Annotated in this window: 19 protein-coding genes, 1 tRNA gene and 2 pseudogenes; 10 read left to right on the top strand and 12 right to left on the bottom strand. The window is 70.6% G+C overall.

All coding sequences use genetic code 11. From position 1 onward, the window contains the following. Positions 1–9: 9 nt before the first annotated feature. From ACFYZZ_RS35810 to ACFYZZ_RS35825, 4 genes are all read right to left on the bottom strand, one after another. On the bottom strand, positions 10–726 hold the full coding sequence (locus ACFYZZ_RS35810; protein WP_389185279.1) for a DsbA family oxidoreductase: 717 nt from the start codon (positions 724–726) through the stop codon (positions 10–12). Positions 727–791: 65 nt separating this feature from the next. After that, complete coding sequence (locus ACFYZZ_RS35815) at positions 792–1304, bottom strand: GNAT family N-acetyltransferase (RefSeq protein ID WP_389185282.1); 513 nt, start codon at positions 1302–1304, stop codon at positions 792–794. Between the two features lie 57 nt (positions 1305–1361). Next, positions 1362–1970: a DUF1349 domain-containing protein gene (locus tag ACFYZZ_RS35820; protein ID WP_389185285.1), complete on the bottom strand. Its 609-nt coding sequence runs from the start codon at positions 1968–1970 to the stop codon at positions 1362–1364. Positions 1971–2016: 46 nt separating this feature from the next. Beyond that, on the bottom strand, positions 2017–3546 hold the full coding sequence (locus ACFYZZ_RS35825; RefSeq protein WP_389185288.1) for an aldehyde dehydrogenase (NADP(+)): 1530 nt from the start codon (positions 3544–3546) through the stop codon (positions 2017–2019). A 140-nt stretch (positions 3547–3686) separates the two neighbouring features. On the opposite strand from ACFYZZ_RS35825, the gene ACFYZZ_RS35830 reads away from it, so the two are divergent. The 5 genes from ACFYZZ_RS35830 (at position 3687) to ACFYZZ_RS35850 (ending at position 8918) form a co-directional block, all read left to right on the top strand. Further along, positions 3687–4457, top strand: a complete 771-nt coding sequence (locus ACFYZZ_RS35830) for an IclR family transcriptional regulator (protein WP_389185291.1) — start codon at positions 3687–3689, stop codon at positions 4455–4457. An 86-nt stretch (positions 4458–4543) separates the two neighbouring features. Continuing rightward, entirely contained in the window at positions 4544–5491 is a 948-nt protein-coding gene (locus tag ACFYZZ_RS35835) for a hypothetical protein (RefSeq protein ID WP_389185294.1), read from the top strand. Beyond that, positions 5488–6732 carry a sensor histidine kinase gene (locus tag ACFYZZ_RS35840; RefSeq protein WP_389185297.1) on the top strand — a complete coding sequence of 415 codons (1245 nt, stop codon included), beginning with the start codon at positions 5488–5490 and terminating at the stop codon, positions 6730–6732. Before ACFYZZ_RS35835 ends, ACFYZZ_RS35840 begins: the two co-directional genes overlap by 4 nt. 17 nt (positions 6733–6749) lie before the next feature. Then, complete coding sequence (locus tag ACFYZZ_RS35845) at positions 6750–7409, top strand: response regulator (RefSeq protein ID WP_389185756.1); 660 nt, start codon at positions 6750–6752, stop codon at positions 7407–7409. Positions 7410–7463: 54 nt separating this feature from the next. Next, positions 7464–8918, top strand: a complete 1455-nt coding sequence (locus ACFYZZ_RS35850; RefSeq protein ID WP_389185300.1) for a peptidoglycan D,D-transpeptidase FtsI family protein — start codon at positions 7464–7466, stop codon at positions 8916–8918. Between the two features lie 54 nt (positions 8919–8972). Here the strand turns inward: ACFYZZ_RS35850 and ACFYZZ_RS35855 are convergent, their stop codons facing one another. Continuing rightward, positions 8973–10424 (bottom strand): NCS2 family permease, encoded by a 1452-nt coding sequence (locus ACFYZZ_RS35855; RefSeq protein WP_389185303.1) that lies wholly within the window; start codon positions 10422–10424, stop codon positions 8973–8975. A 245-nt stretch (positions 10425–10669) separates the two neighbouring features. Between ACFYZZ_RS35855 and ACFYZZ_RS35860 the strand changes: the two genes are divergently transcribed. The 3 genes from ACFYZZ_RS35860 (at position 10670) to ACFYZZ_RS35870 (ending at position 13467) form a co-directional block, all read left to right on the top strand. Further along, a complete protein-coding gene (locus ACFYZZ_RS35860) occupies positions 10670–11236 on the top strand; it encodes a SigE family RNA polymerase sigma factor (RefSeq protein ID WP_389185306.1) in 567 nt (188 codons plus the stop codon). Beyond that, complete coding sequence (locus tag ACFYZZ_RS35865) at positions 11233–12078, top strand: hypothetical protein (RefSeq protein ID WP_389185309.1); 846 nt, start codon at positions 11233–11235, stop codon at positions 12076–12078. Before ACFYZZ_RS35860 ends, ACFYZZ_RS35865 begins: the two co-directional genes overlap by 4 nt. A 177-nt stretch (positions 12079–12255) precedes the next feature. Further along, positions 12256–13467, top strand: a complete 1212-nt coding sequence (locus ACFYZZ_RS35870) for a glycosyltransferase (protein ID WP_389185312.1) — start codon at positions 12256–12258, stop codon at positions 13465–13467. Here ACFYZZ_RS35870 and ACFYZZ_RS35875 read toward each other — a convergent pair. Genes ACFYZZ_RS35875 through ACFYZZ_RS35890 form a run of 4 tightly spaced genes read right to left on the bottom strand, consistent with a single transcriptional unit; the run spans position 13421 to position 17001 of the window. Then, the gene (locus ACFYZZ_RS35875) at positions 13421–13852 is read right to left on the bottom strand and encodes a low molecular weight phosphotyrosine protein phosphatase (RefSeq protein WP_389185315.1); all 432 of its coding nucleotides are present in this window, start codon (positions 13850–13852) and stop codon (positions 13421–13423) included. The two genes, ACFYZZ_RS35870 and ACFYZZ_RS35875, sit on opposite strands and share 47 nt — an antisense overlap. Then, the gene (locus ACFYZZ_RS35880) at positions 13837–14985 is read right to left on the bottom strand and encodes a DegT/DnrJ/EryC1/StrS family aminotransferase (protein ID WP_389185318.1); all 1149 of its coding nucleotides are present in this window, start codon (positions 14983–14985) and stop codon (positions 13837–13839) included. The genes ACFYZZ_RS35875 and ACFYZZ_RS35880 overlap by 16 nt, the downstream gene beginning before the upstream one ends. Beyond that, complete coding sequence (locus ACFYZZ_RS35885; protein ID WP_389185321.1) at positions 14982–15986, bottom strand: ATP-grasp domain-containing protein; 1005 nt, start codon at positions 15984–15986, stop codon at positions 14982–14984. The genes ACFYZZ_RS35880 and ACFYZZ_RS35885 overlap by 4 nt, the downstream gene beginning before the upstream one ends. Beyond that, positions 15979–17001, bottom strand: a complete 1023-nt coding sequence (locus ACFYZZ_RS35890) for a dTDP-glucose 4,6-dehydratase (protein ID WP_389185324.1) — start codon at positions 16999–17001, stop codon at positions 15979–15981. The genes ACFYZZ_RS35885 and ACFYZZ_RS35890 overlap by 8 nt, the downstream gene beginning before the upstream one ends. 256 nt (positions 17002–17257) lie before the next feature. Between ACFYZZ_RS35890 and ACFYZZ_RS35895 the strand changes: the two genes are divergently transcribed. Next, positions 17258–18535: a helix-turn-helix domain-containing protein gene (locus tag ACFYZZ_RS35895; protein WP_389185326.1), complete on the top strand. Its 1278-nt coding sequence runs from the start codon at positions 17258–17260 to the stop codon at positions 18533–18535. 122 nt (positions 18536–18657) lie between these two features. Here ACFYZZ_RS35895 and ACFYZZ_RS35900 read toward each other — a convergent pair. Both ACFYZZ_RS35900 and ACFYZZ_RS35905 read right to left on the bottom strand, forming a co-directional pair. Further along, positions 18658–18726 (bottom strand) — tRNA-Ser (locus tag ACFYZZ_RS35900). Between the two features lie 73 nt (positions 18727–18799). Further along, positions 18800–19953, bottom strand: a pseudogene (locus ACFYZZ_RS35905) (right-handed parallel beta-helix repeat-containing protein). A 201-nt stretch (positions 19954–20154) separates the two neighbouring features. Here ACFYZZ_RS35905 and ACFYZZ_RS35910 point away from each other — a divergent pair. Continuing rightward, a pseudogene (locus ACFYZZ_RS35910) lies at positions 20155–21198 on the top strand (glycoside hydrolase family 43 protein); the annotation flags it as partial. A 9-nt stretch (positions 21199–21207) separates the two neighbouring features. On the opposite strand, the gene ACFYZZ_RS35915 reads toward ACFYZZ_RS35910, so the two are convergent. Further along, entirely contained in the window at positions 21208–22005 is a 798-nt protein-coding gene (locus tag ACFYZZ_RS35915; protein ID WP_389185329.1) for an HAD family acid phosphatase, read from the bottom strand. Between the last annotated feature and the right edge of the window lie 71 nt (positions 22006–22076).

The following is a 22076-nucleotide window of genomic DNA, read 5'->3' on the forward strand; positions in this document are numbered from 1 at the left end:
TGCGGTTTCTCAGTGCTGCGGCACCGCGCACCCGTCCGGGCCGCACGCTTCGGCATCACCCTGGTCGACCAGCTTCAGCGGGGAACGCTCGCCCCAGGCCTGGGTCAGTGCCTGGGTGAAGACCTCGGCGGGCTGGGCTCCGGAGACGCCGTACTTGCGGTCCAGGACGAAGAAGGGCACACCGTTCGCGCCGAGCTGGGCTGCCTCGCGCTCGTCGGCGCGGACCTCGTCGGCGTACGCGTCCGGGTCGGCGAGCACCGTGCGGGCGGCCTCGGCGTCCAGGCCGGCCTCGGCGGCCAGCCCCACCAGGCGTTCGTCACCCTCGGTGAAGACGGACCGCTCCTCGGCGAAGTTGGCCCGGTACAGGATCTGGATCAGCTCGTCCTGCCGGCCCTGCTCCTTGGCGAAGTGCAGCAGGCGGTGCATGTCGAAGGTGTTGCCGTGGTCGCGGTCCCGGGTGCGGTAGTCCAGGCCCTCGGCGGCGGCCTGGGCGCCCAGGTTCTCCTCGCCGGCCTGGGCCTGCTCCTCACTCATGCCGTACTTCTTGGTGAGCATGCTGATCACCGGCTGGACGTCGCCCTTCGCGCGGCCCGGGTCCAGCTCGAAGGAGCGGTGCACCACCTCGACACCGTCGCGGTGCGGGAAGGCAGCCAGCGCCTTCTCGAAGCGGGCCTTGCCCACGTAGCACCAGGGGCAGGCGATGTCGCTCCAGATCTCGACGCGCATGTCTTCGGCTCTCTCCAGGTCGTACGGGCGCGGAGGCTCTCTCCGGCCAGTACGTGAACGTTCAATCAGCCACGTTCATTCCCGGGCACGGAGAAGCGCAGGTCGAGGTGGTGGTCGCCCTCGGCGGGCGGGTTCTCCGGGTCGGGGATCCAGCCCTGGCGGGCGTAGAAGGCCTGGGCCCGGGCGTTGTCCGTATGGACGTCGAGTACGGCCGTCCGCTTGCCGTCGGCCCGCCACTCCTCCACGCAGGCCGCGTGCAGGGCCGTACCGATGCCGGCGCGCCAGTGGTCGGGGTCGACGTGGAACTGGAACAACTTGACCGTTTCCGCGGGTGCGCCGTCCGGGGTGCGGAAGGAGGCGATGCCGACGATCCGGCCCTGCTCGACGGCGCACAGCACATGTGCCTCGGGGCGCTCGATGGAACCGCGCCAGGCCTCGACCCAGTCGAAGTCGGCCGGCGGGAGCCCGTCCGGGTAGTAGGTCGAGCGCGCCCGGACATGCAGATCGGCGATGACCTCGGCCTCGGCGGGCAGGGCGGTGCGGATCACCAGAGCACCGTTCACGCGTTCACTGATCATGCAACGGAGGACGTACGAGCACCGCCCCCGGTTCCGTACCCCGCCCTGCCCTTCGGCTCAGCTGCCGTCTCTCAGGTCGTCCGGCCAGCCGGGCCGGAACTCGATGTGGTCGTAGGTCACCACACAGCCCTCGCCCATCGGCGACTGGGTCATGAAGCCGATCAGCGCCGCGCCGGTCTCCTTCTCCTCGCCGAGGGTGAAGAGCCGGACGAAGGTCCAGCGCTCGCCGTCCCGGGAGGCGTGGAAGGCGAAGGCCCGTCCGGTCCTGCTGACCCGCAGCCACACCGAACTCCCCTCCACGGTGAAGGAGTTCGCGTCGTCGGAGTGTCCCCGGGTGACCACCGTGCAGACGGTGGGCACATCCGGGGAGTACTCCAGACAGAGCTTGGCCCAGGCGCGTTCGCCGACGTGGACGTAGAGCACTCCGGCGTCGAAGGCGGCGCCGAACCCGACGGTGACCCGGGCTATCAGCTGGAAGTCGTCCTCGGGCGCCCCGAGCAGCCGGGGCGCGTCGGAGGCGGGCTCCAGAGCCTCACCGGTGGGCGTGACGAACCGATCCTGCCGGGGCCCGGCCCATCCCGTGAGCACACCCCCCTCATAGGACCAGTTGCCGTCGGGCCCGTAGGTGCGGAGGGCGAAGGGGAGTTCGGGAAGTTCCACGTCCATTGCGTGAGTGTCCCAGGTTCCTTTTCCTCCGTCCTGCGAATCCGGTTCAGCGCTCGAGGCCGCCGTTGAACCGCCGCGGGAGGCCCAGCGGGTTGTCGTCCCGCAGCTCCGGCGGCAGCAGGGCCTGTGGCGCGCCCTGGTAGGTGACGGGCCGCAGCCACCGCTCGATGGCCGTGCCGCCCACGGACGTGGACGTGGAGGTGGTCGCCGGGTACGGACCGCCGTGGTGCTGGGCCGGAGCCACGGCCACGCCCGTCGGCCATCCGTTCACCAGCACGCGCCCGGCCAGCGGGGTCAGCTCGGCGAGCAGTTCGGCGCCCCGGCCCTCGCCGGCGGCCTCCTCGGCCGACAGCTGGACGGTCGCCGTGAGGTTGCCCGGCAGCCGGGACAGGACCGCCGTCGCCTCGCCCTCGTCCTCGTACCGGACCACCACGGTCACCGGCCCGAAGCACTCCTCCAGCAGCAGGTCGTACGCGCCCTGCTCGGCCAGCCTGCTCGCCGGCACGGTGAGGAACCCCGCGCTGACCGTGTGCTCGCCGCCCGCGCCCGGCGTGACCGGCGAGTCCACCTCGGGCAGCTGCGCCCGCTCGGCGACGCCCGCGACGAAGTTGTCCCGCATGCGGTGGTCGAGGAGGACTCCCGCGTCGGTGTCGCTGACGGCGTCCGTGAGCGCCTTGACCAGGCCGTCGCCCGCCGCGCCGGACGGCACCAGCACCAGACCCGGCTTGACGCAGAACTGGCCGACGCCCAGCGTCATGGACCCGGCGAGGCCGGATCCGATCGCCTCCGCCCGCTCGGCCGCCGCCGCCTCGGTCACCAGGACCGGGTTCAGCGAGCCCAGCTCACCGTGGAACGGGATCGGCACCGGGCGCGCGGCGGCCGCGTCGAACAGGGCACGCCCACCGCGCACGGATCCGGTGAATCCCGCCGCCGTGACCAGCGGGTGCCTGATCAGCTCGACGCCCGCCTCGAAGCCGTGCACGAGGCCGACGACGCCCTCGGGGATGCCGTGCTCGGCGGCGGCCCGGCGCAGCACCTTGGCGACCAGCTCGGACAGGGCCGGGTGGTCCGGGTGGGCCTTGACGACCACCGGGCAGCCCGCGGCCAGCGCGCTCGCGGTGTCGCCGCCCGCCACGGAGAAGGCGAAGGGGAAGTTGGAGGCGGAGTAGACGGCCACGACGCCCAGCGGGACCTTGTAGCGGCGCAGGTCCGGTATGGGCGGGGTGGCGGTGTCGTCGGGGTGGTTGATGATGACGTCCAGGAAGGCGCCCTCGTCGACGATGTCCGCGAAGGCCCGCAACTGGTACGCCGTACGGGCGAGTTCGCCGGTCAGCCGGACCGGGCCGAGGGCGGTCTCGGCGTCGGCGGTCTCGATCAGACCGTCCCTGGCCGCGTTCAGGCCTGCCGCGGCCGAGCGCAGGAACGCGGAGCGGACGGTGCGGTCGGCGAGGGCACCGCGCACGGCGTGTGCCGCCCTGACGGCCGCGTCCACCTCCTGGGCTGTGGCCTCCACCGCAACCTGTTCACGCTGCTTCCCGGTGCGCGGGTCGACACTCCAGACTGGTGCTGCTGCCACCGCGGGTCCCTCCAAGTAAGGCCGCACTTCCTGGGTCAACCATCAGCCGCGTTCGATATACTGAACACTGTCTCTGATGATGAATACGCTGCTCGGAGACTATATATCCAGGTCCTCGTCGAACGAAGGGGTCAGCGGCGATGTCGGCAGGCGAGACAGGCGGGGCGCAGGTCAAGTCCGCGGTGCGGACCGTTGAATTGCTCGAGTACTTCGCCGGCAGGCCCGGTATGCACTCCCTCGCGGCCGTCCAGGAGGCTGTGGGCTACCCCAAGTCCAGCCTGTACATGCTGCTGCGCACGCTCGTGGAGCTGGGCTGGGTGGAGACGGACGCGACGGGGACGCGGTACGGCATCGGGGTGCGGGCACTGCTGGTCGGCACCTCCTACATGGACGGCGACGAGGTGGTGGCGGCGGCCCGCCCGACCCTGGACCGCCTTTCCGACGACACCACGGAGACCATCCACCTGGCCCGCCTGGACGGCACGAACGTCGTCTACCTGGCCACCCGCCAGTCCCAGCACTACCTGCGCCCCTTCACCCGCGTCGGCCGGCGCCTGCCCGCCCACTCCACGTCCCTCGGCAAGGCGCTGCTCGCCACCCACACCGACGAACAGGTCCGCAAGCTCCTCCCGGAGACCCTGCCCGCCCTGACCGAGCACACCATCACCGACCGCGAGAAGCTGATCGAGGAACTCCACCAGGTCCGCGAGCAGGGCTTCGCCGTCGACCGCGAGGAGAACACGCTGGGCCTGCGCTGCTTCGGTGTGGCGATCCCGTACCGCACCCCCGCCCGCGACGCCATCAGCTGCTCGGTCCCGGTGGCCCGCCTGACCCCGGCCCACGAACAGATGATCAAGGACGCCCTGTTCGACGCGCGGGACCGCCTGACGCTGGCCACGCGGAGGCTGTGAGGAGGACGGCGTCTCCGCCGAGCGGCGGAGGCGGATCGTCGTCACGCAGGAAGTGGGCCGGACCGTGGGCGCGGGAGCGTTGAGGCATGACTTCCTCGACCACTGCCGCTGTCACCGGCCTGCGGCTGCGCCCCGTGCTGCGGCTCGTGACCATCGTCTCCTGCCTGCCCTACCTGTCCCTCAAGCTCGCCTGGATCTGCGGGAGTCATCTCGGTATCCCGGACGGGAGTCCGCTGCTGGAGCACCGGATGGTCATGGCGCTGGCCAACGGGCTCACCGTGCTCATGGACGCCGCCGTCATCGTGCTGGCGCTGTTGCTGACCCAGGCGTGGGGGCGGCGGGTGCCGGCCTGGGTGCTCGCGGTGCCGATGTGGGTCGCCACGGGGCTGCTCGCGCCGATCATGGTGGGCTTTCCGCTGCAACTGGTCGTGCACGGGGGCACGGACAGCGGTGACGACCGGCCGTTCCTCGACGGCTGGGTGTTCGGGGTCGTGTACGGGGGGTTCATCGTGCAGGGGCTCGCTCTCGGGGTGCTGTTCGTCGACTACGCCCGCGAGCGGTGGGGCCACCTGTGGCGGGGGCGGGTGTGGGAGCTGCCCGCGCACGGCACGGCGGCCGCGCAGCGGACGACCGCCGTGACTGCGGCGCTGCTCGCACTCGTCCCGGGCACGCTGCGGCTGCTGTGGGCCTGCGGGTTCACGGCCGGGCGGGGCACGAACGGCGGCCGGCTCATGGAGGTCGTCTACGTCGGGTTCCTCGCCGCCGCCGTCACCGGCGCCTGGCAGCTCGCCTTCCGCCGCGGCCGCGCCCTGCCGGTCACCGTGCCGCTCGCCCTGGCCTGGGTCGGCTCCGGGGCGGTCGCCTGCTGGGGCGGCTGGATGGCGCTCGGCGCCCTGGTGACCTCCCACGATCTCGCCGACCGCCCGACACCGGCGATGAGCCTCACCTACGCTGTGCAGATGATCGTCGGCCTGCTCGTGGCGACCGTCGCCGCCCACCACTTCGCGGACCGGTCGGCCAGGGCCCCACGGTGACCGAGGCGTTGAGCTTCCTCTTCGGCCGACGGGCGCGCCGCCGCTGGATCCATCTGATCCTCGGCGGCGCGCTCGCCATGCCGTACGTCCTCGTCGGCTCGGTGATCGTCGGCCCGCTCACCGGCGTGGACGACGTGTTCGGGTCCCTGCCCCTGCAACTCGGCTCGTTCGCGGTCGGGTTGCCGATCGCCACCGTGACCTCGCTGTTTCCGCTGACCCGCCCGCTGGAGGCCGGCGCCTGCCGCGCCCTGTGCGGCATCGAGGGGGACGCCCTCGCCCACGGCCCGGCCCGGACGCGGTCCGAACGGGGGCGTACGGCCGCCTGGCTCACACTGCACCTGGGCCTCGGCGGGATCCTCTCCGGGATGTCGCTGGCCGTACCGCCGTTCGCGGTGTTCCTCATGCTGCTGCCCCTGTTCCAGGGACTGCGCGACACCCGGCTCGGCACACCCGAAGTCTTCGACCACGGCTGGGCGTTGGCGCTCTGCCCGGTCGCGGGCCTGGCCATGCTGATCGCCCTCGCCGCCTGCGCCGCCGCCTGCGGGGCCGTGCTCGCCCGCTGGGCGCCCGCCCTGCTCGGGCCCACCCCCGCGGACCGGCTCGCCGCGGCCGAGGCCCGCGCCGCCGACCTCGCCGTACGCAACCGGCTCGCCCGCGAGCTGCACGACTCCGTCGGACACGCGCTGAGCGCCGTCACCCTCCAGGCGAGCGCCGCCCGCCGCGTCCTCGACACCGACCCGGAGTTCGTCCGCGAGGCGCTGGCCGCCATCGAGGACACCACCCGGCGCACGGTCGGCGAACTCGACGCCGTACTGGGCGTGTTGCGGGACGGCGACGCACCGGGCACCGCCCCCGCCCCGACCCTCGCGGCCGACCTGGACGGGCTGCTGCGCCGGACCCGCGCGGCCGGGCAGCGCGTGACGGCCACCGTCGACACCGGCACCGCCGTGCTTCCCCCGCTGGTCTCCCGGGAGGCGTACCGGATCGTCCAGGAGGGCCTGAGCAACGCCCTCAAGCACGCCGGCGAACCGGTCGCCCTGCGCATCGCCACCGTCGACGGCCACCTGGACATCTCCGTCGAGAACCCCCTCGGCGCCTGCCCCGCTCCCCGCCCCGGCGGCGGCCACGGCCTGCGCGGCATCGCCGACCGGGTACGACTGCTCGGCGGCACCTCCCGGGCGGGCGCGTCCGGGGACACCTGGCACCTGCACGTCCGACTGCCGCTGAAGGGATCCACGTGACCGACGAAAGGGCGGACATGACCCGGCCCGCCATCCGGATCGTCCTCGCCGACGACGAGCGCATGGTCCGCACCGCCCTGCGCGCCATCCTCTCCGCCGAGCCCGGCCTGGAGGTGGTCGGCGAGGCGGCGACCGGCGCCGAGGCGGTGTCCGTGGTCCGGGAGCTGCGCCCCGACGTGGTCCTCATGGACGTCCGTATGCCGGAGGTCGACGGCATACGGGCCACCGAGCAGATCCTCGCCACCCTCGACGAGCCACCCCGGGTGGTGGTCGTGACCACCTTCGAGAACGACTCCTACGTGTACGACGCGCTGCGCGCCGGAGCCGCCGGGTTCCTGCTGAAGCGGGCGGACGCCGACGCGCTCGTCCAGGCGGTACGGCTGGTCGCGCGCACCGACAGCCTGCTGTTCCCGTCGGCCGTACGCGCCCTCGCGGCCGAGCACGCGCGCACGGCGCCCGCACCCCCGGCGTGGGTGAGCAGGCTCACCGGGCGGGAGAGCGAGGTGCTGCGGCACATGGCCGCCGGGCTGACCAACGCGGAGATCGCCCGGCGCATGGACGTCGGCCCCGCCACCGTCAAGTCGCACGTCGCTGCGGTGCTCGCCAAGACGGGTGCCCGGGACCGGACGCAGGCGGTGATCGCCGCGTACGAGGCCGGTTTTCTGAACGTGCGATGAGAAAACGGGACGTACGGGAACGATCACCCCGTCTCGATCGTCTACACGAGCGGGATGAACAAGACGATCAGGCGGGCGTCCGTCTTCGCGCTGCTGCTCGTGCTCGCCCTGCTGATCAGGGCGACCTGGGTGCAGTTCTACGACGGCAAGGCCCTCGCGGACGACAACGACAACCGGCGGAACGTCATCGAGACGTACTCACACCCGCTCGGCAACATCATCGTGGCCGGGAACGCCATCACCGGCTCGGTGCGGACGAAGGGGAGCGATCTCGCGTACAAACGGACGTACAAGAACGGCGAGCTGTACGCGGCGGTGACGGGATACGCCTCGCAGGCCTACGCCCCGACCCAGCTGGAGGGCATCTACAAGGACCTCCTCAACGGCACGGACAACCGGCTCAAGACCGTGATGGACACGGTCACCGGGAAGCGTGCCGACCCGGGCGAGGTACTCACCACGATCGACCCGGCCGTACAGAAGGCGGCGTACGACGCGCTCGGCGACAACAAGGGCGCGGCCGTCGCCATCGACCCGAAGACCGGCAAGATCCTCGCCGTGGTGTCGACGCCGTCGTACGACCCCGCGCGGCTCACCGACGCGAACACGGCCGGGGCGGCCTGGAAGAAGCTCAACGCGGACAAGGACAAGCCGCTCACCAACCGGGCACTGCGCCAGCCGCTGCCGCCCGGCTCGACGTTCAAGCTGGTCGTGGCGGCCGCCGCGCTGGAGGACGGGCTGTACAAGAACGTGGACGACCGCACCGACAGCCCGGACCCGTACACCCTGCCGGGCACCACACGGGACCTGGAGAACGAGAACAAGTCGGCCCCGTGCGAGGACGCGTCGATCCGGGTCGCCCTGCGCTTCTCCTGCAACAACGTCTTCGGCAAGATGGCCGTCGACCTCGGCCAGGACAAGGTGAAGGCGATGGCCGAGAAGTTCGGCTTCAACGACGACGAGCGGGACGTGCCGGTGCGGGCCTACGCCAGCATCTACCCCTCGAACATGGACAAGGCGCAGACGGCCCTGTCGGGCATCGGCCAGTTCGACGTCACCGCCACCCCGCTCCAGATGGCCATGGTGTCCGCAGCCATAGCCAACGGCGGCAAGCTGGTCTCGCCGCACATGGTCTCGCAGATCACCGACAGCGGCGGTGATGTGTTGAAGGACTACGACGACAGCGCGGACACCGAGGAGATCGTCAGCTCCTCCACCGCCGAGCAGTTGCAGTCGGCGATGGAGACGGTGGTGAAGGACGGCACCGGTACGAACGCGCTGATCGACGGGGTGACCGTCGGCGGCAAGACCGGTACCGCCCAGCACGGCGAGAACAACAGCAAGACGCCGTACGCCTGGTTCACGTCGTACGGCAAGTCGGACAGCAGCGGCAAGGAGGTTGCCGTCGCGGTGATGGTGGAGCAGTCGGATGCGGCTCGGTCCGAGGTGAGCGGCAACGGGCTGGCGGCGCCGGTGGCGAAGGCGATGATGCAGGCGGCACTCAAGTAGCCGACGGGAGGGGGCGGCTCGGCACAACCGCCCCCTCTGCCTTGCTTCTCTGCCTTACTTCACGCCCAGGATCTGCTCCACCGGATCGATCGCGAAGTAGACCAGGAACAGCACCGAGACGCCCCACAGCAGCCAGTTGACCTCCTTCGCCTTGCCGAGGACCGTCTTGATGACCACGTAGGACAGGAAGCCCGCGCCGATGCCGTCGGTTATCGAGTAGGTGAACGGCATCGCGGCGATGGTGAGGAACGCCGGGATGGCGATCTCGTACTTGTCCCAGTCGATGTGCTTGACGTGGGTCATCATCAGGAAGCCCACCGCGATCAGCGCGGGCGCCGCCGCCTGCAGCGGGACGATCGTCAGCAGCGGGGTGAGGAAGAGCGCGAGGCCGAAGAGGCCGCCGGTGACCAGGTTGGCGAAGCCGGTGCGGGCGCCCTCGCCGACACCGGCCGCGGACTCGATGTAGGCGGTGTTGGAGGAGGCGGAGCCGACACCACCGGCGACGGCTGCGGCACCGTCGATGAACAGCACGCGGCCGATGCCGGGCACCTGGCCCTTCTCGTCGAGGAGTCCGGCCTCCGCGCTGATGCCGACGATGGTGCCCATGGCGTCGAAGAAGTCGGACAGGATGAGGGTGAAGACCAGCAGCACGGCGGTGAGGACGCCGGCCTTGGCGAAGCCGCCGAACAGGCTGAAGTGACCGACCAGCCCGAAGTCCGGGGCGGCGACGATCTTGTCCGGGACCTTCGGGGTGGTCAGGCCCCAGCTCTTGATGTCGGCGACGGCGTTGATGACGATCGCGACGACGGTCATCGTCACGATGCTGATGAGGATCGCGCCCTTCACCTTGCGGGCGAGCAGCGCGATAGTCAGCAGGACGCCCAGACAGAAGACCAGGACGGGCCAGCCGGTGAGGCGGCCGACGGCGCCGAGCTGCACCGGGACGGTGGTGTGCGCGACGTCCGGGATGCGGCTGACGAACCCGGCGTCGACGAACCCGATGAAGGCGATGAACAGGCCGATGCCGACGCCGATGGCCTGCTTCAGCTGCTGCGGGATCGCGTTCATGATCGCTTCCCGGAGCCCGGTGAGGACCAGCAGGCAGATCACGAGTCCTTCGAGGACGACCAGGCCCATCGCGTCGGACCAGCTCATCAGCGGGGCGAGTTGGAAGGCGACGACGGCATTGAGGCCGAGGCCGGCGGCGATCGCGAGCGGGAGGTTGCCGCCGACGCCCATGATGATCGTCATCACACAGGCCACCAGCGCGGTGGCGGTGACGAGTTGGCCGGTGTCGAGGGAGTGGCCGAACTTGTCCTTGGCGCTGCCCAGGATGATCGGATTCAGGACAAGGATGTAGGCCATGGTGAAGAACGTGGCGAAGCCGCCGCGTATCTCCCGGCCGAAGGTCGATCCCCGCTCGGAGATTCTGAAGTACCGGTCGACGCTGTTCCCGGCAGGTGGCGCGGCATCCGGCCGCTGGTCCACCTTCTGCGTCTCGGACATGGTCGTACTCCTCGTTGCCTGATGAGCGTGTGCGGATGCTGGCTGGATTGTTCCCACGTTGAACCCGTTTCAGGTTTTCAACGTGTTACGGAATCGGGTTCGGTGTGCCACACGGTGTCCGACCCCCCGTACGACTGACAGAAAGCGGTCACTGCTACGCTTCCGGATCTCCATCCGGGGCTCCGCCGGACGTTCGCATGTCATTCACATGACACTCACAGAGCTGCACCGAGAAGAGGTCACCCGTGGGCTCAGTCGTCGACGACGCCGCCTCCGTGGAGTTCCATGCCTTCTTCGAGCAGCACTACGCCGCACTCTCCCGTCTCGCCCACCTGTTGACCGGCGAGGCCGATGCCGCCGACGACCTGGCCGCGGACGCGCTGCTGGCGCTGTGGCACCGCTGGGACCGGGTGCGCGCGGCCGACCATCCGGTGGCGTACGCGCGGGGCGTGGTCGCCAACCTGGCCCGCACCCGGATCCGCAGCGCGGTGCGCGAGCGGCGCCGGATCGCGCTGTTCTGGTCGCACCGAGAGGAGCAGACCGAGAACCCGGACGTCGCGGGCGTGGTGGACGTGCAGTCGGCGCTGCGTCGCCTGCCCTTCCGCAAACGCGCATGTGTGGTACTTCGGCACGCGTTCGACCTGTCGGAAAAGGACACCGCGCTCGCCCTCGGGGTGTCGGTGGGTACGGTTAAGAGCCAGACGTCCAAGGGCATGGCCGAACTGCAGCGCCTGCTCGGCACCCAGCGCGTTCCGCAGCGGGTGCACGCGGCCATGGCGCGCGGCGGCGAGAGCGGAGGAAAGAACCGATGAGGCAGCAGGACGTGCACGACGAGCTGCGCGCCCGGCTGCACGAGGCGGCCGAGGCCCACGAACCCGACCGCGCGCGCATCCTGGCCCGCATCGAGCGGGGCATGGCCGCGCAGACCCGCCCCGACCACCGGGCCACGCGCCCGCCCGTGTTCGGCTGGGTGCGCGTGGTCAGCGCCACCGCGGCGGTCGCCGGAGTCCTCGCGGTCGGCGGGTACGCGGTGGCGTCCGCGGTCAAGGACAACACCACTCCCCCGCAGCAGACGGTCGCGGTCTCACCGACGCCCACGCCCTCGCCGGACGCGACGAGCCGGGCGCCGGTTCCGCCGGTGAACCCGGCGCCGAGCAGGGCGCCGAAGACGCGCCGGCCGAGCGGTTCCCCCTCCTCGACGCCCTCCGCCTCGACCCCCGTGGTGCCGTCGGCCGACGGCGAGACGGACGGCTCGCTGTGGTCGGACGGCTCGGTGGACCCGCACAGCAACGACTTCTGGGCGCAGAGCAATGTCACGCTCAAGACGAGCGAGCAACTCACCTCCCTCACCGTGCAGCTGAAGGTCGCGCAGACCGGCGGGGTCGGCTCGGCCGGCGCCTGGCGCTCGCTGCCGGAGCAGGACTTCACCCTGACCGTCGGCGAGCAGGACGGCTTCCTGGTCTACACGTGGGTGCTCAAGGAGGGCCGTACGGTCCCCAAGGGCGAGTGGGTGTTCGCCGGGCAGTACAACCACGAGCGCGGCGGCCGGGACGCGAAGGACGACAGCTACACGGTCAAGGCCACGGCGGACGGCACGCAGCGCGCGGTGGGCGGCGACTTCGCGGCGCACACGGACGGCGCGGGCGACTCGTAAAAATCTTGAAACGGGCGGCAACCCTTCGCTCGCCAGCGGCAACCAGGAAGCGCACGGCTCTCTCATGTCCTGGCGGGCCGACGCGTGGCGTGGATTCTCGCGCGGCGGGCGAAGCGGCGTCCTGCAGCCGCTACTGTGGCGGCTCGTCTGATCTCCGTTTCGCCGAGGAGCGGCCCGATGCACAGCGCCCCTTTCCGTCTCGTCGTCACGGGCGGCGGGACTGGTGGACACACGTATCCCGCGCTGACCGCGGTGCGCACTCTGCAGGCCCGGCTCGGCGGTGAGGGCCGGGCCCTCGAGACTCTGTGGATCGGAACGGCTGACGGCCTGGAGGCGCGCGTCGCCCCGGCCGAGGGCATCGCCTTCACCACGGTGGCGACCGGCAAGATCCGCCGCTCGAAGAACCCGATCAAGCTGGCGTCGCCGGCGAACGTGCGGGACATGGCCCGGGTGCCGCTCGGTGTGCTGCAGGCGCGGCGGGCCATCGACCAATTCCGGCCGGATGTGGTGCTGGCGACGGGCGGCTATGTGGCGGTTCCGGCCGGGCTGGCGGCGCGGATGTGCCACCGGCCGCTCGTGCTGCACGAGCAGACGGTGCGGCTCGGGTTGGCAAATCGGAAGCTGGCGGCGTCGGCGGCGCGGATCTGCGTGTCGTCGGAGTCGACGTTGGAGCTGCTGTCGGAGTCGGCGCGGTCGGTGGCCGTGGTGACGGGCAACCCGGTGCGGCCGGAAGTGTTGTCCGGACACGCGGACAGGGCTGTCCAGGCTCTGGGCCTGTGGGGCTTCGACCGGCAGCTGCCGACGGTGTATGTCACCGGCGGCGCGCAGGGCTCGCAGCAGATCAACGAACTGGTCGGCGAGGCCCTGCCGTGGCTGCTGCAGTTCGCGAACGTCATCCACCAGTGCGGCCCGGCCAACGAGGAGGGCCTGCGGGCGCGGGCGGCCGGGCTGCCGCCCGAGTTGGCAGGCCGCTACCACCTGGCTGGGTTCGTCAGCGGCGAGCTGCCCGACGTCCTGGCCCTGGCCGACGTCGTGGTCTCGCGGAGCGGGGCGGGGACGCTGGCGGAGCTGACCGCGCTGGGCAAGCCTGCCGTGTTCGTACCGCTGGCGTCGTCGGCCGGGAACGAGCAGGTGCACAATGCGCGGCACTTGGAGCAGGCAGGCGCGGCGGTGGCGCTCACCGGCGAGGTGACGGCGGCCCGGCTGCAGGAAGCAGTGGGCCCGCTCCTGGCCGATACCCACATGCGGTGGGGTATGGCGGAGCGGGCCCGTGCGTACGGCCGTCCGGACGCGGCGGACAGGCTCGTGGACGAGATCCTGTCGGCCGCGGCGGGTCAGCCGGTCACCGGTCAGGCCGGCCGACGTGGAGAGCCGTCCCTGCCTCGATGAGGAGGGCGCAGTCGTTGAACACCGCCTGGTCCTTGCCCATCGGGTCGGGGACGTCACGGTCGTTCAGGTAGAGCGCGAGCTTCTCCGCGTTCTTCTCGCCGCAGATCGCCCGGAGCGTTTCGAGGACGGCCGTGTCCATCGCGAGGACGATGTCCGCCCAGTCGAGTACCTCCAGGGTGATCTGCTGCGCGTGGTGGGCGGTGAGGTCGAGGCCGAGCCGCCGAGCGGCCGCGACCATCGCCTCGTTGGCGGGCTCGCCTTCCCACTTCCCGATCAGCCCGGCCGAGCGGACCTCCAGCTCGGCGGCGCCCCGCCGGGCGAGGGCGAGCGCGGCGAACGGCGACCGGCAGTGATTGCCGAGGCAGACGGTCAGGACCTTGCGCACGATCCGGCTCCCCCGGTCTTGAGAGCCTGGCCGAGAACGGTGACGACCCGGTCGATGTCGTTCTCGGTGAGGTGCTGGTGGAACGGCAGCGAGAGGATCTCGCGGCCGGCCTGCTCGGTGGCGGGCAAGTCGCGCCTCCACTCGGCAAAGGCGGGCTGCAGGTGGTTGGGCGGGTAGTGGACGCCGACACCGATACCGCGGGTCGTCATCCGCGCGTGCACCTCGTCGCGGTGCGAGACGAGGACCTGGCACAGGTGCGGAACGGAGCGGTCGGGATCGACGTCGACCAGGGTCACGCCGTCCAGGCCGGCGAGCGCGCGCCGGTACGCGCGCCACAGGATGCGGCGGGTCGTCTCGGCCTTCTCGAAGTGGTCGAGCTGGGCCAGGCCGATGGCGGCGTTGATGCCGGACATCTGGTAGCGCAGGCCGAAGCCCTCCACGCCGTAGGCGGTGGTCTTGGCGCGTTCGGCCTGGGACTGGACGACGCCGAGCATCCGGATCCGGCGGATGGTGGCAGCGTCGTGCGGGTCGCGGGGGATGAGGATGCCGCCTTGGCCGCAGGTGAGGTTCTTGATCGGGCCGAAGCTGAAGCAGGTCAGGTCTCCGGACGCGCCGACACGGCGGGCGCCGCCCAGGGAGCCGAAGGCGTGCGCGGCGTCCTCGATCACGGCGATGCGCCGCTCAGCCAGCTCCGGACGGATGGGGGTGAGGTCGATGGCTCGGCCCCCGAACAGGACCGGCATGACGGCGCGCGTGCGGTCGGTGACGGCGTCCATGACGAGCTGGTCGGTCGCACACAGCGTGGCCGGGTCAATATCCACGAAGACCGGGGTGGCGCCGACAGCGAGGATCGCCTGGACGGTCGCGCAGAACGTCATGGACGGCACGACCACCTCGTGACCGGAGCCGACCTCGGCGGCGAGCAGTGCCGTGTGCAGGGCCGCGGTGCCGGACATGACGGCGACGGCGTCACGGACGCCCAGGAACGAGGCGATGCGGCGCTCGAACTCCTCGGTGACGTCGGTGTGCCCGTACTGGCCGGCCTCCAGTACGCGGGCCACCGCGACGGCCTCCTCGCCGTACAGGTACGGGGAGGCGTTGCGCCCGGCGTCGAGCCTGACGGTGGTGGTCATGCGGTGGCTCCCTTCGGGGCTGCGGCGACCTCCAGCTCGGCGACGTCGCCGACGCGCAGCGTCTCCAGGTAGTTGGTCAGAAACACGCCGGTGCGGTAGGTCAGCTGGTCGTGGTCGACGGGCTGGCCGAACAGGCCGCGCACCATCTGGTCGACGAGGTCCGCGCCGGCTGCCTCGGTGAGCGCGAACCCTCCGGCCACACGGACGTTCAGCTCGGTGATGGTGACCCCGTTGTCGGTGATGAACCCCTGCACGCAGCACAGGCCCTGCGCGCGTACGGCCTGCAGCGTCTTCACGATCAGGTCGCGGACGGCCTGGTCCTCGAACGTCGTGGAGACGGCCACGCAGCCGGCCTTGACCAGATCGCGGCGGCGCAGGATCACAGAGGCCTGCCCGTCGCGATCCACGAGGCAGTCGGCGGTGAACTCGGTGCCGTAGACGCGTTCCTGCACGATCGCGGCGGGAACCAACTCGCACAGCACGCGGGCGTGCCGTCGGGACGTCACCATGTGCACGCCCTGGGCGCCGTGGCCGCCTCGCGGCTTGACGACCAGCTCGACGCCGGACGGCACCCGGTCGAACTCTTCGGGGTCCCAGGTGCGCGGCGTCGGGATGCCATGCTCGGTCAGGACCTGGTGGAAGCGGGCCTTGTCGATGCAGTCGTACACCGACTCGTCGTCCGGCAGCCACAGGCGTATGCCGTCGGCTTCCAAGCGGGGCCGCAGGCCGAGCAGCGGCGACAGGTCGCTCTCGATGCCAGCCACGATCGCATCGACGGCCAGCGCGCGGCACAGCCCGACGATCGCCTCCGGATAGTCGGGGTCCTCAGCGAGCGGGACGACGTACGGCGAGACATCGCCCAGGAAGAAGCCGGGGGCGAGGGGGTTGGCGTCGACGGCGACGACCCGATGGCCGAGCCGAAGGAGGCTACGGGCCAGGCCTAAGCCTGGGTTGGCGCCGACGCCGGTCACGACGATCCGGCGCGGGGTCTGGTCAGGCATGCTGTCGCCCCTTCGCGGGTGTCGGGGCGGTGCGCGGGGAGGGCATGGCGGGCAGCGGGCTGCGGGAGAGCGGCGCCCACCGGTCGGCGTTGCGCCGGTACCAGTCGGCGGTCTCTTCCAGCCCGGCCTGGAAGTCGCGGACGGGCTTGTAGCCGAGGGCGGCGAGCTTGCCCCAGTCCATGGCGTACCGGAGGTCGTTGGACAGCCGGTCCGGGATGTAGGTGACCCGGCCCCAGCCGGCGCCGCAGATCCGCAGCAGCTCCCCTGTCAGGTCTTTACTGGACAGGTCGGTGCCGCCGCCGATGTTGTAGACCTCGCCGGGCACGCCGGACCGCAGGACGAGTTCGATGCCGGCGCAGTTGTCCTCGACGTGGAGCCAGTTGCGCATGTGCTGGCCCTGGTCGTGGAGGGTGACCTGCTCACCGCGCAGGAGGCCGGTCACGAACAGTGGGATGATCTTCTCGGGGTGCTGGCAGGGCCCGAAGTTGTTCGAGGAGCGGGTGACGCAGACGGGCGCCCCGTACGTCTGCCAGTAGCTGAGGGCGATCAGGTCGCTGGCGGCCTTCGACGCGGCGTAGGGGACGGTCGGGCGCAGCGGATAGTCCTCGGTGGCCGCGCCTTCCAGGAGCGGCCCATACACCTCGTCCGTGGAGACGTGCACGAACTTGGCGATGCCGTGCCGCATGGCAGCGTCCGCGAGGGTTTGTGTGCCGATGACGTTCGTGGTGACGAACGTTCCGGCGGTCGTGAACGAGCGGTCGACGTGGGACTCGGCGGCGAAGTGGACGGCCGCGGTGTGCCGGGCCATGAGGTCGTCCACCAGGGCGGCGTCGCAGATGTCGCCGACGACGAAGTCCAGCTTCGGGCTGAGGAACGCCTGCCCGAGGTTGCCCCTGCTGCCCGCGTACGTCAGCGCGTCAAGCACGGTGACCTGCTCGATGTCGTCGGCGCCGAGCATGCGCCTGACGAAGTGGGAGCCGATGAAACCGGCGCCGCCGGTAACCAACAGCTTCATGTGTTGCCTCCGGTGAGGATGACCGGCCGGCGGCATGGGTGTGCCGCAGTTGGGGGGACCGGTCGTGGAGACGCCCAGCGGTTGCCGGGTGCGGTCCTCACCATGGCGGCCCGCAAGACCGGTGCGGAGCGGGCGGGCGGGCATCGGCAAGCGGTGTGCGGATCCGGCATACGGTGTGCATCCGCGCGCCCTCCCAACACCGCGTGCCGCGTCGGTAGGTTCTGCACCACCCCATCCCGGGTCCGAGGAGGCGCCCATGGGCGCGGATGCTGAGATCGGCGCTCTGTTACGCGGGGCGCGCTGCGCCGCGCGGTACACGCAGGCCCAGGTAGGCAAGGCTTGCGGCTATTCGGCGTCGGCCGTGTCCCGCATCGAGTCGGGCAAGCTGCGCATCGACTACCCGACCCTGCTGAAGTTCGCCGCGTTCTTGCGGATCGCACCCGAGCAGCTGCGTGCGTCTGCCGTACCCGGCATGACCAATCTCGCTACGGTGGCCGGAGGTTGCCGGTCGGACGAGGAGGACGAGGTGCGTCGTAGGGAGCTGCTGACGGGAGTAGTGGCAGCGGGGGCGACAGCCGTCGTCGGCGCCAGCCCAGCCTCCGCCGCTGCCGCGCCGGTCAATCTGGACGTGGCGCTGTTCCGGCTGCCGCAGGCGGAGCCGATGCCGCTACCCCAGCTGGTGGAGCAGATCGCTGCCGCGCGCCGGGACTACTGCGCCACCCAGTACGCCCGTCTCGGGCAGGTGCTGCCCGGCCTGATCGCGTCGGCGACCGCGACGCGGGACGCCTCGACGGGCTGGATCCGTCAGGAGGCGGACCTGGCGTTGGCCCGCAGTTACGTGCTCGCCGCCGAGCTGGCCACGAAGCAGCACTCCGATGCGGCGTGGGTGGCGGCCGACCGGGCGCTGGCGGCGGCGCGCTGCAGCGGCATCCCGGTGGCTGTCGGGGAGGCCTCGCGGCAGCTGGCGATCGCGATGCGCCGCTCGGGCCGCTCGACGGCCGCGGTGCACCTGCTCACCAAAGAGGCCGAGGACCTGGACGCCTCCCATGACCACACCGGCGCGGTGCGGACGACGCTGCTGCTGACCGGCGCGTACTCGGCGGCGACCGGCCGGGACCGGTCGACGGCCCTGTCGCTGCTGGACGAGGCCGAGCAGGAGATGGAGCGGCATCCGGCCGTGCCGGGCCTGTTCACCGTGGAGGCCACGCGAACCCAGGTCGACGCCTACCGGATCAGCGTGCTCAACGCCCTCGGCACGCCGGACGAGGCGGTTAAGGTCGCGGCCCGGCTGAACGTGGACCGCATGCCGACGGCGGAGCGGCGGGCACGGGCGTGGACCGACGTCGCCCGCATGTGGAACGCACTCGGGGACAGCAAGCAGACGTTCGCCGCACTGCGCCGGGTCGAGCAGGAGGCTCCGCAGGAGGTTCGCCGACCCGCGCTGCGGGCGCTGACGGCCGGTCTGCTGTACGGGCCGACCCGGATCGAGGGCGTCCGCGAGTTCGCGGCCCGCACCGGCGCCCTGGTCGCCTGACCGGACATGACGAAGCCGCCCGCCTGAAATCCCCGTGGCGGGCGGCTCGTGACCGGTGTGCAGAGATCAAGGTCGGCTGCGCCGACGTACGCGTCCTGGGCCGCTGGACGACACCGGCACGAGGCCGGCGGCGGGATTCGAACCCGCGTCACGCTCTTGACAGGAGAAGTAGCCGCTACCTGCGCACCTGCACGAGGCAGAACGGTAGCGCGGGCCGTGCGGCCCGCGCATGTGGGTTTCCGTCGGCGTGGGTCAGCGGAGCAACTAGTTCATCGTGGAACCGATGGTGGTCGAGCCCGTGGTGAGGAAGGTCGTCGTGGGCAGTGAGCCGTCCGACTTCCGGGAGCCGTACGCGGTTGTCGCATCGGTCGACCTGAAGGCCGGCGTGGAGACCCCGCTGTCCCAGTTGTTCGCGGCGGAGACGGTCTTCGCGCTCAGCTTGTCCAGCCCGCCCTTGTTGCTCACGGCCAGGTTGCGGGCGAGCCGTGCCTTACCGGTGGCGAAGTAGAAACCGGCCTCGGCGTTCGGGTACGCGGTGTTCCGGTTCAGCACGATCGCTCCGGTGTTGGAGTTCTCGGTGAACCCGTTGAGCGAGTTGTCCCAGGCCGCGTCGTTGTTGACCACATGGGCGACCGCGACACCTCCCCGCCCAGCTTGAACCCGTTGCCGTTGCCCTCGAAGGCGGAGTCGCCCCACCGGTTCTTGCCGTTGCCGAAGGCCCAGCTGTGCTCGATGGTGACCGGCGAGGAGAACTGCCACAGGTCGATGCCGTCGTCAGAGTTGTTGTACAGACGGGCGCCGGTGACCCTGTTGCCGGTGCCGGAGCCGAACTTGACGGCGATGCCGTCGGCGTTCTGGCCGTGCCCCGAGGCGTCGTAGTTTCCGTAACTGTCCAGGTTCTGGACGAGGTTGTTCACGGTGTTGTCGCCGCGCAGGGTGAACCCGGAGTCGCCGTTGTTCGCGGTGACCAGGTTCCTGAAGACGCCTCCGGTGGAGGAGGTGACGACGAAGCCCTGGGCCGGGGACTGCTGGAAGGTGAGGTTCTGCACGGTCCAATAGCTGCCGTAGATCCCGGCAAGCCAGGAGCCCGCGGGGAGTTTGGAGCCGTCGATCTTCACCTTCTCGCTGCCATACGCCTGGAGCGTGATGCGGTTCGAACCGGTGCCGCTGGCCGTGGACTTGAGGGTGGCGGTCGGGTAGTAGGTGCCGCCCCGCACCTGGATGACGGTACCGGCGGTGGCGTTCCTGACGGCCGACTCCAGCTGGGCGGTGGTGGAGACGGTGACCGTGGTCGTGGCGGCCTGGGCACCGCCGTTCGACAGGCCGAGGCAGACGCCGCCGGCCCCCGCGGCCACGGCCACCGCGGCGGCAATCGAGAGGGTGCGTGTCCTGCGGTGACGTCCAGTGCTCTGCCGCACTGGCCGTTCCTTTCCTAGGGAGTTGAGACGCAATCCAGTCGCCGCCGTGGCCGGAACAGGTTGCCGCGCCCCGCGCGAAAACAACCGAAACTTTCGGCTGCCCCTCTCGCCCGCACATCGATTGACGCACTGTTCCCCACTGGCCACACTCCGAGAGCGCGCACCGATCAACAGAAATCCCCAAACCCACACAGGACTGCCATGCGCCCCAGAACCAGAACCCTGCTGGTCCCCCTCCTGGCCGCCCTCTTTCTCACCCTGCTGACCGCCCCGCCGGGCTCCGCGCAGTCGCGGCACCCCAAGTACGCGGGCTACCTCTTCGCCTACTTCACCGGCGAGGGCACCGCCGACGGCGAACAGATCCGTTACGCCCTCAGCCAGGGCAACGACCCGCTGCACTGGCGGGAGCTGAACGCGGGCAAGCCGGTGCTGACGTCGACCATCGGCGAGAAGGGGCTGCGCGATCCGTTCGTGATCCGCTCCCCCAAGGGCGACCGGTTCTATCTGATCGCCACCGACCTGCGGATGTACCAGAACAGCAGCGGCAGCTGGGACTACGTCCAGCGGCACGGCAGCAGGTCCGTCATGGTCTGGGAGTCCACCGACCTGGTGCACTGGACCGACCAGCGGCTGGTGGAGGTGGCTCCGGACAACGCGGGCAACACCTGGGCCCCGGAGGCCTACTGGGACGACCGGCTGCACGAGTACGTGGTCTTCTGGGCGTCGAAGCTGTACGCCGCGGACGACCCCGGCCACACTGGCTCGACGTACAACCGGATGCTCTACGCGACGACCAGGGACTTCCGCACCTTCAGCGAGCCGAAGGTCTGGGACGACCCGGGCTACTCGGTCATCGACTCGACGGTGATCAAGGACAAGGGGACGTACTACCGCTTCACCAAGGACGAGCGGGACCCCGGCTCCAGCTCGCCCTGCTCGAAGTTCATCACGGCGGAGAAGTCGCGGAACCTGACCGACACGTCGTACGACTTCGTCTCCGACTGCATCGGCAGCGGCTCCGTCCAGCGGGGCGAGGGGCCGACCGTGTTCCGATCCAACACCGAGAAGAAGTGGTACCTGTTCATCGACGAGTACGGCCTGCGCGGCTACGTACCCTTCGAGACCACCGACCTCGCCTCGGGCAAGTGGACCCTGTCCACGGACTACGCGCTGCCCGCCAGCCCCCGCCACGGCACGGTTGTGCCGGTGACGGGGGCCGAGTACGAGCGGCTGCTCAGGACCTATGGATGACCGTCAGGAGACGAAGTAGGTCGGGTTCGGCAGCTTGTAGGTACGGTCGGCGTAGCCGCCCTCCAGGTCCGAGTACTGGTCGCCGAAGTTGGCGATGATCTCGTACCCCAGGTCGTCCTCGATGTGCGCGCGAGTACCGGACTTGTACTGCACCGTCGTGCAGGTCCAGGTGCCCGGCGTGGCGCAGTCGCCCAGGTAGGCCGGCGGGTTGGCCTTGTCCTTGAGGAACATGTGGTCGGCGTCGAGGTTCACATCGGCGCCGATCTTCTTCAGGTTCTCGACGGCGGCGCTGCGCTGAGCCTCGCTGAGACCGGAGTTGTAGAAGACTTCGACGCCCTTGGACTCGGCGTACTGGACCAGCTCCGGGCTGCCGAACACGGCCGGACGGCTGGCCTTGTTCACGTAGTCGGCCCAAGTGGTCGGGTTGTACGTGTAGTTGTAGCGCTTCTCGTAGTCGAGGCTGAGCAGCAGCGTGTCGTCGATGTCGAAGACGACGGCCGGCTTCTCGCCGTGGCGGTGCGCCTTGCGCGCCGCCTTGTCGATGTAGTGCTTGGCGCTGGCGTCGATCTCCGCCAGGTCCTGGGCGTACGGGCTGTCCGGGGACGCCTGGTAGACGCCGTTGGCGTCGGCGGTGGTGCCGTAGTAGGTGTCGATGTCCTTGACCAGGAGCCCGATGTTGTAGGGCTCGTGGGTCGAGTTCGCCGTCGACTGACCGGCCGTGGCCGCGCCGGCGCCGTACAGGGCGCCACCGGCGAGCGCGCAGGCGGCAGTGATCGCCGCGATCCGCAGTGATTTATGCATGACAAGGTTTCTACGCGCGTCACCCAGGGGAAGGCGAGATTCGTTGCCTGATCGATACACACCAATTTGGT

Source organism: Streptomyces sp. NPDC001816, assembly GCF_042892235.1.
Taxonomy (GTDB): domain Bacteria; phylum Actinomycetota; class Actinomycetes; order Streptomycetales; family Streptomycetaceae; genus Streptomyces.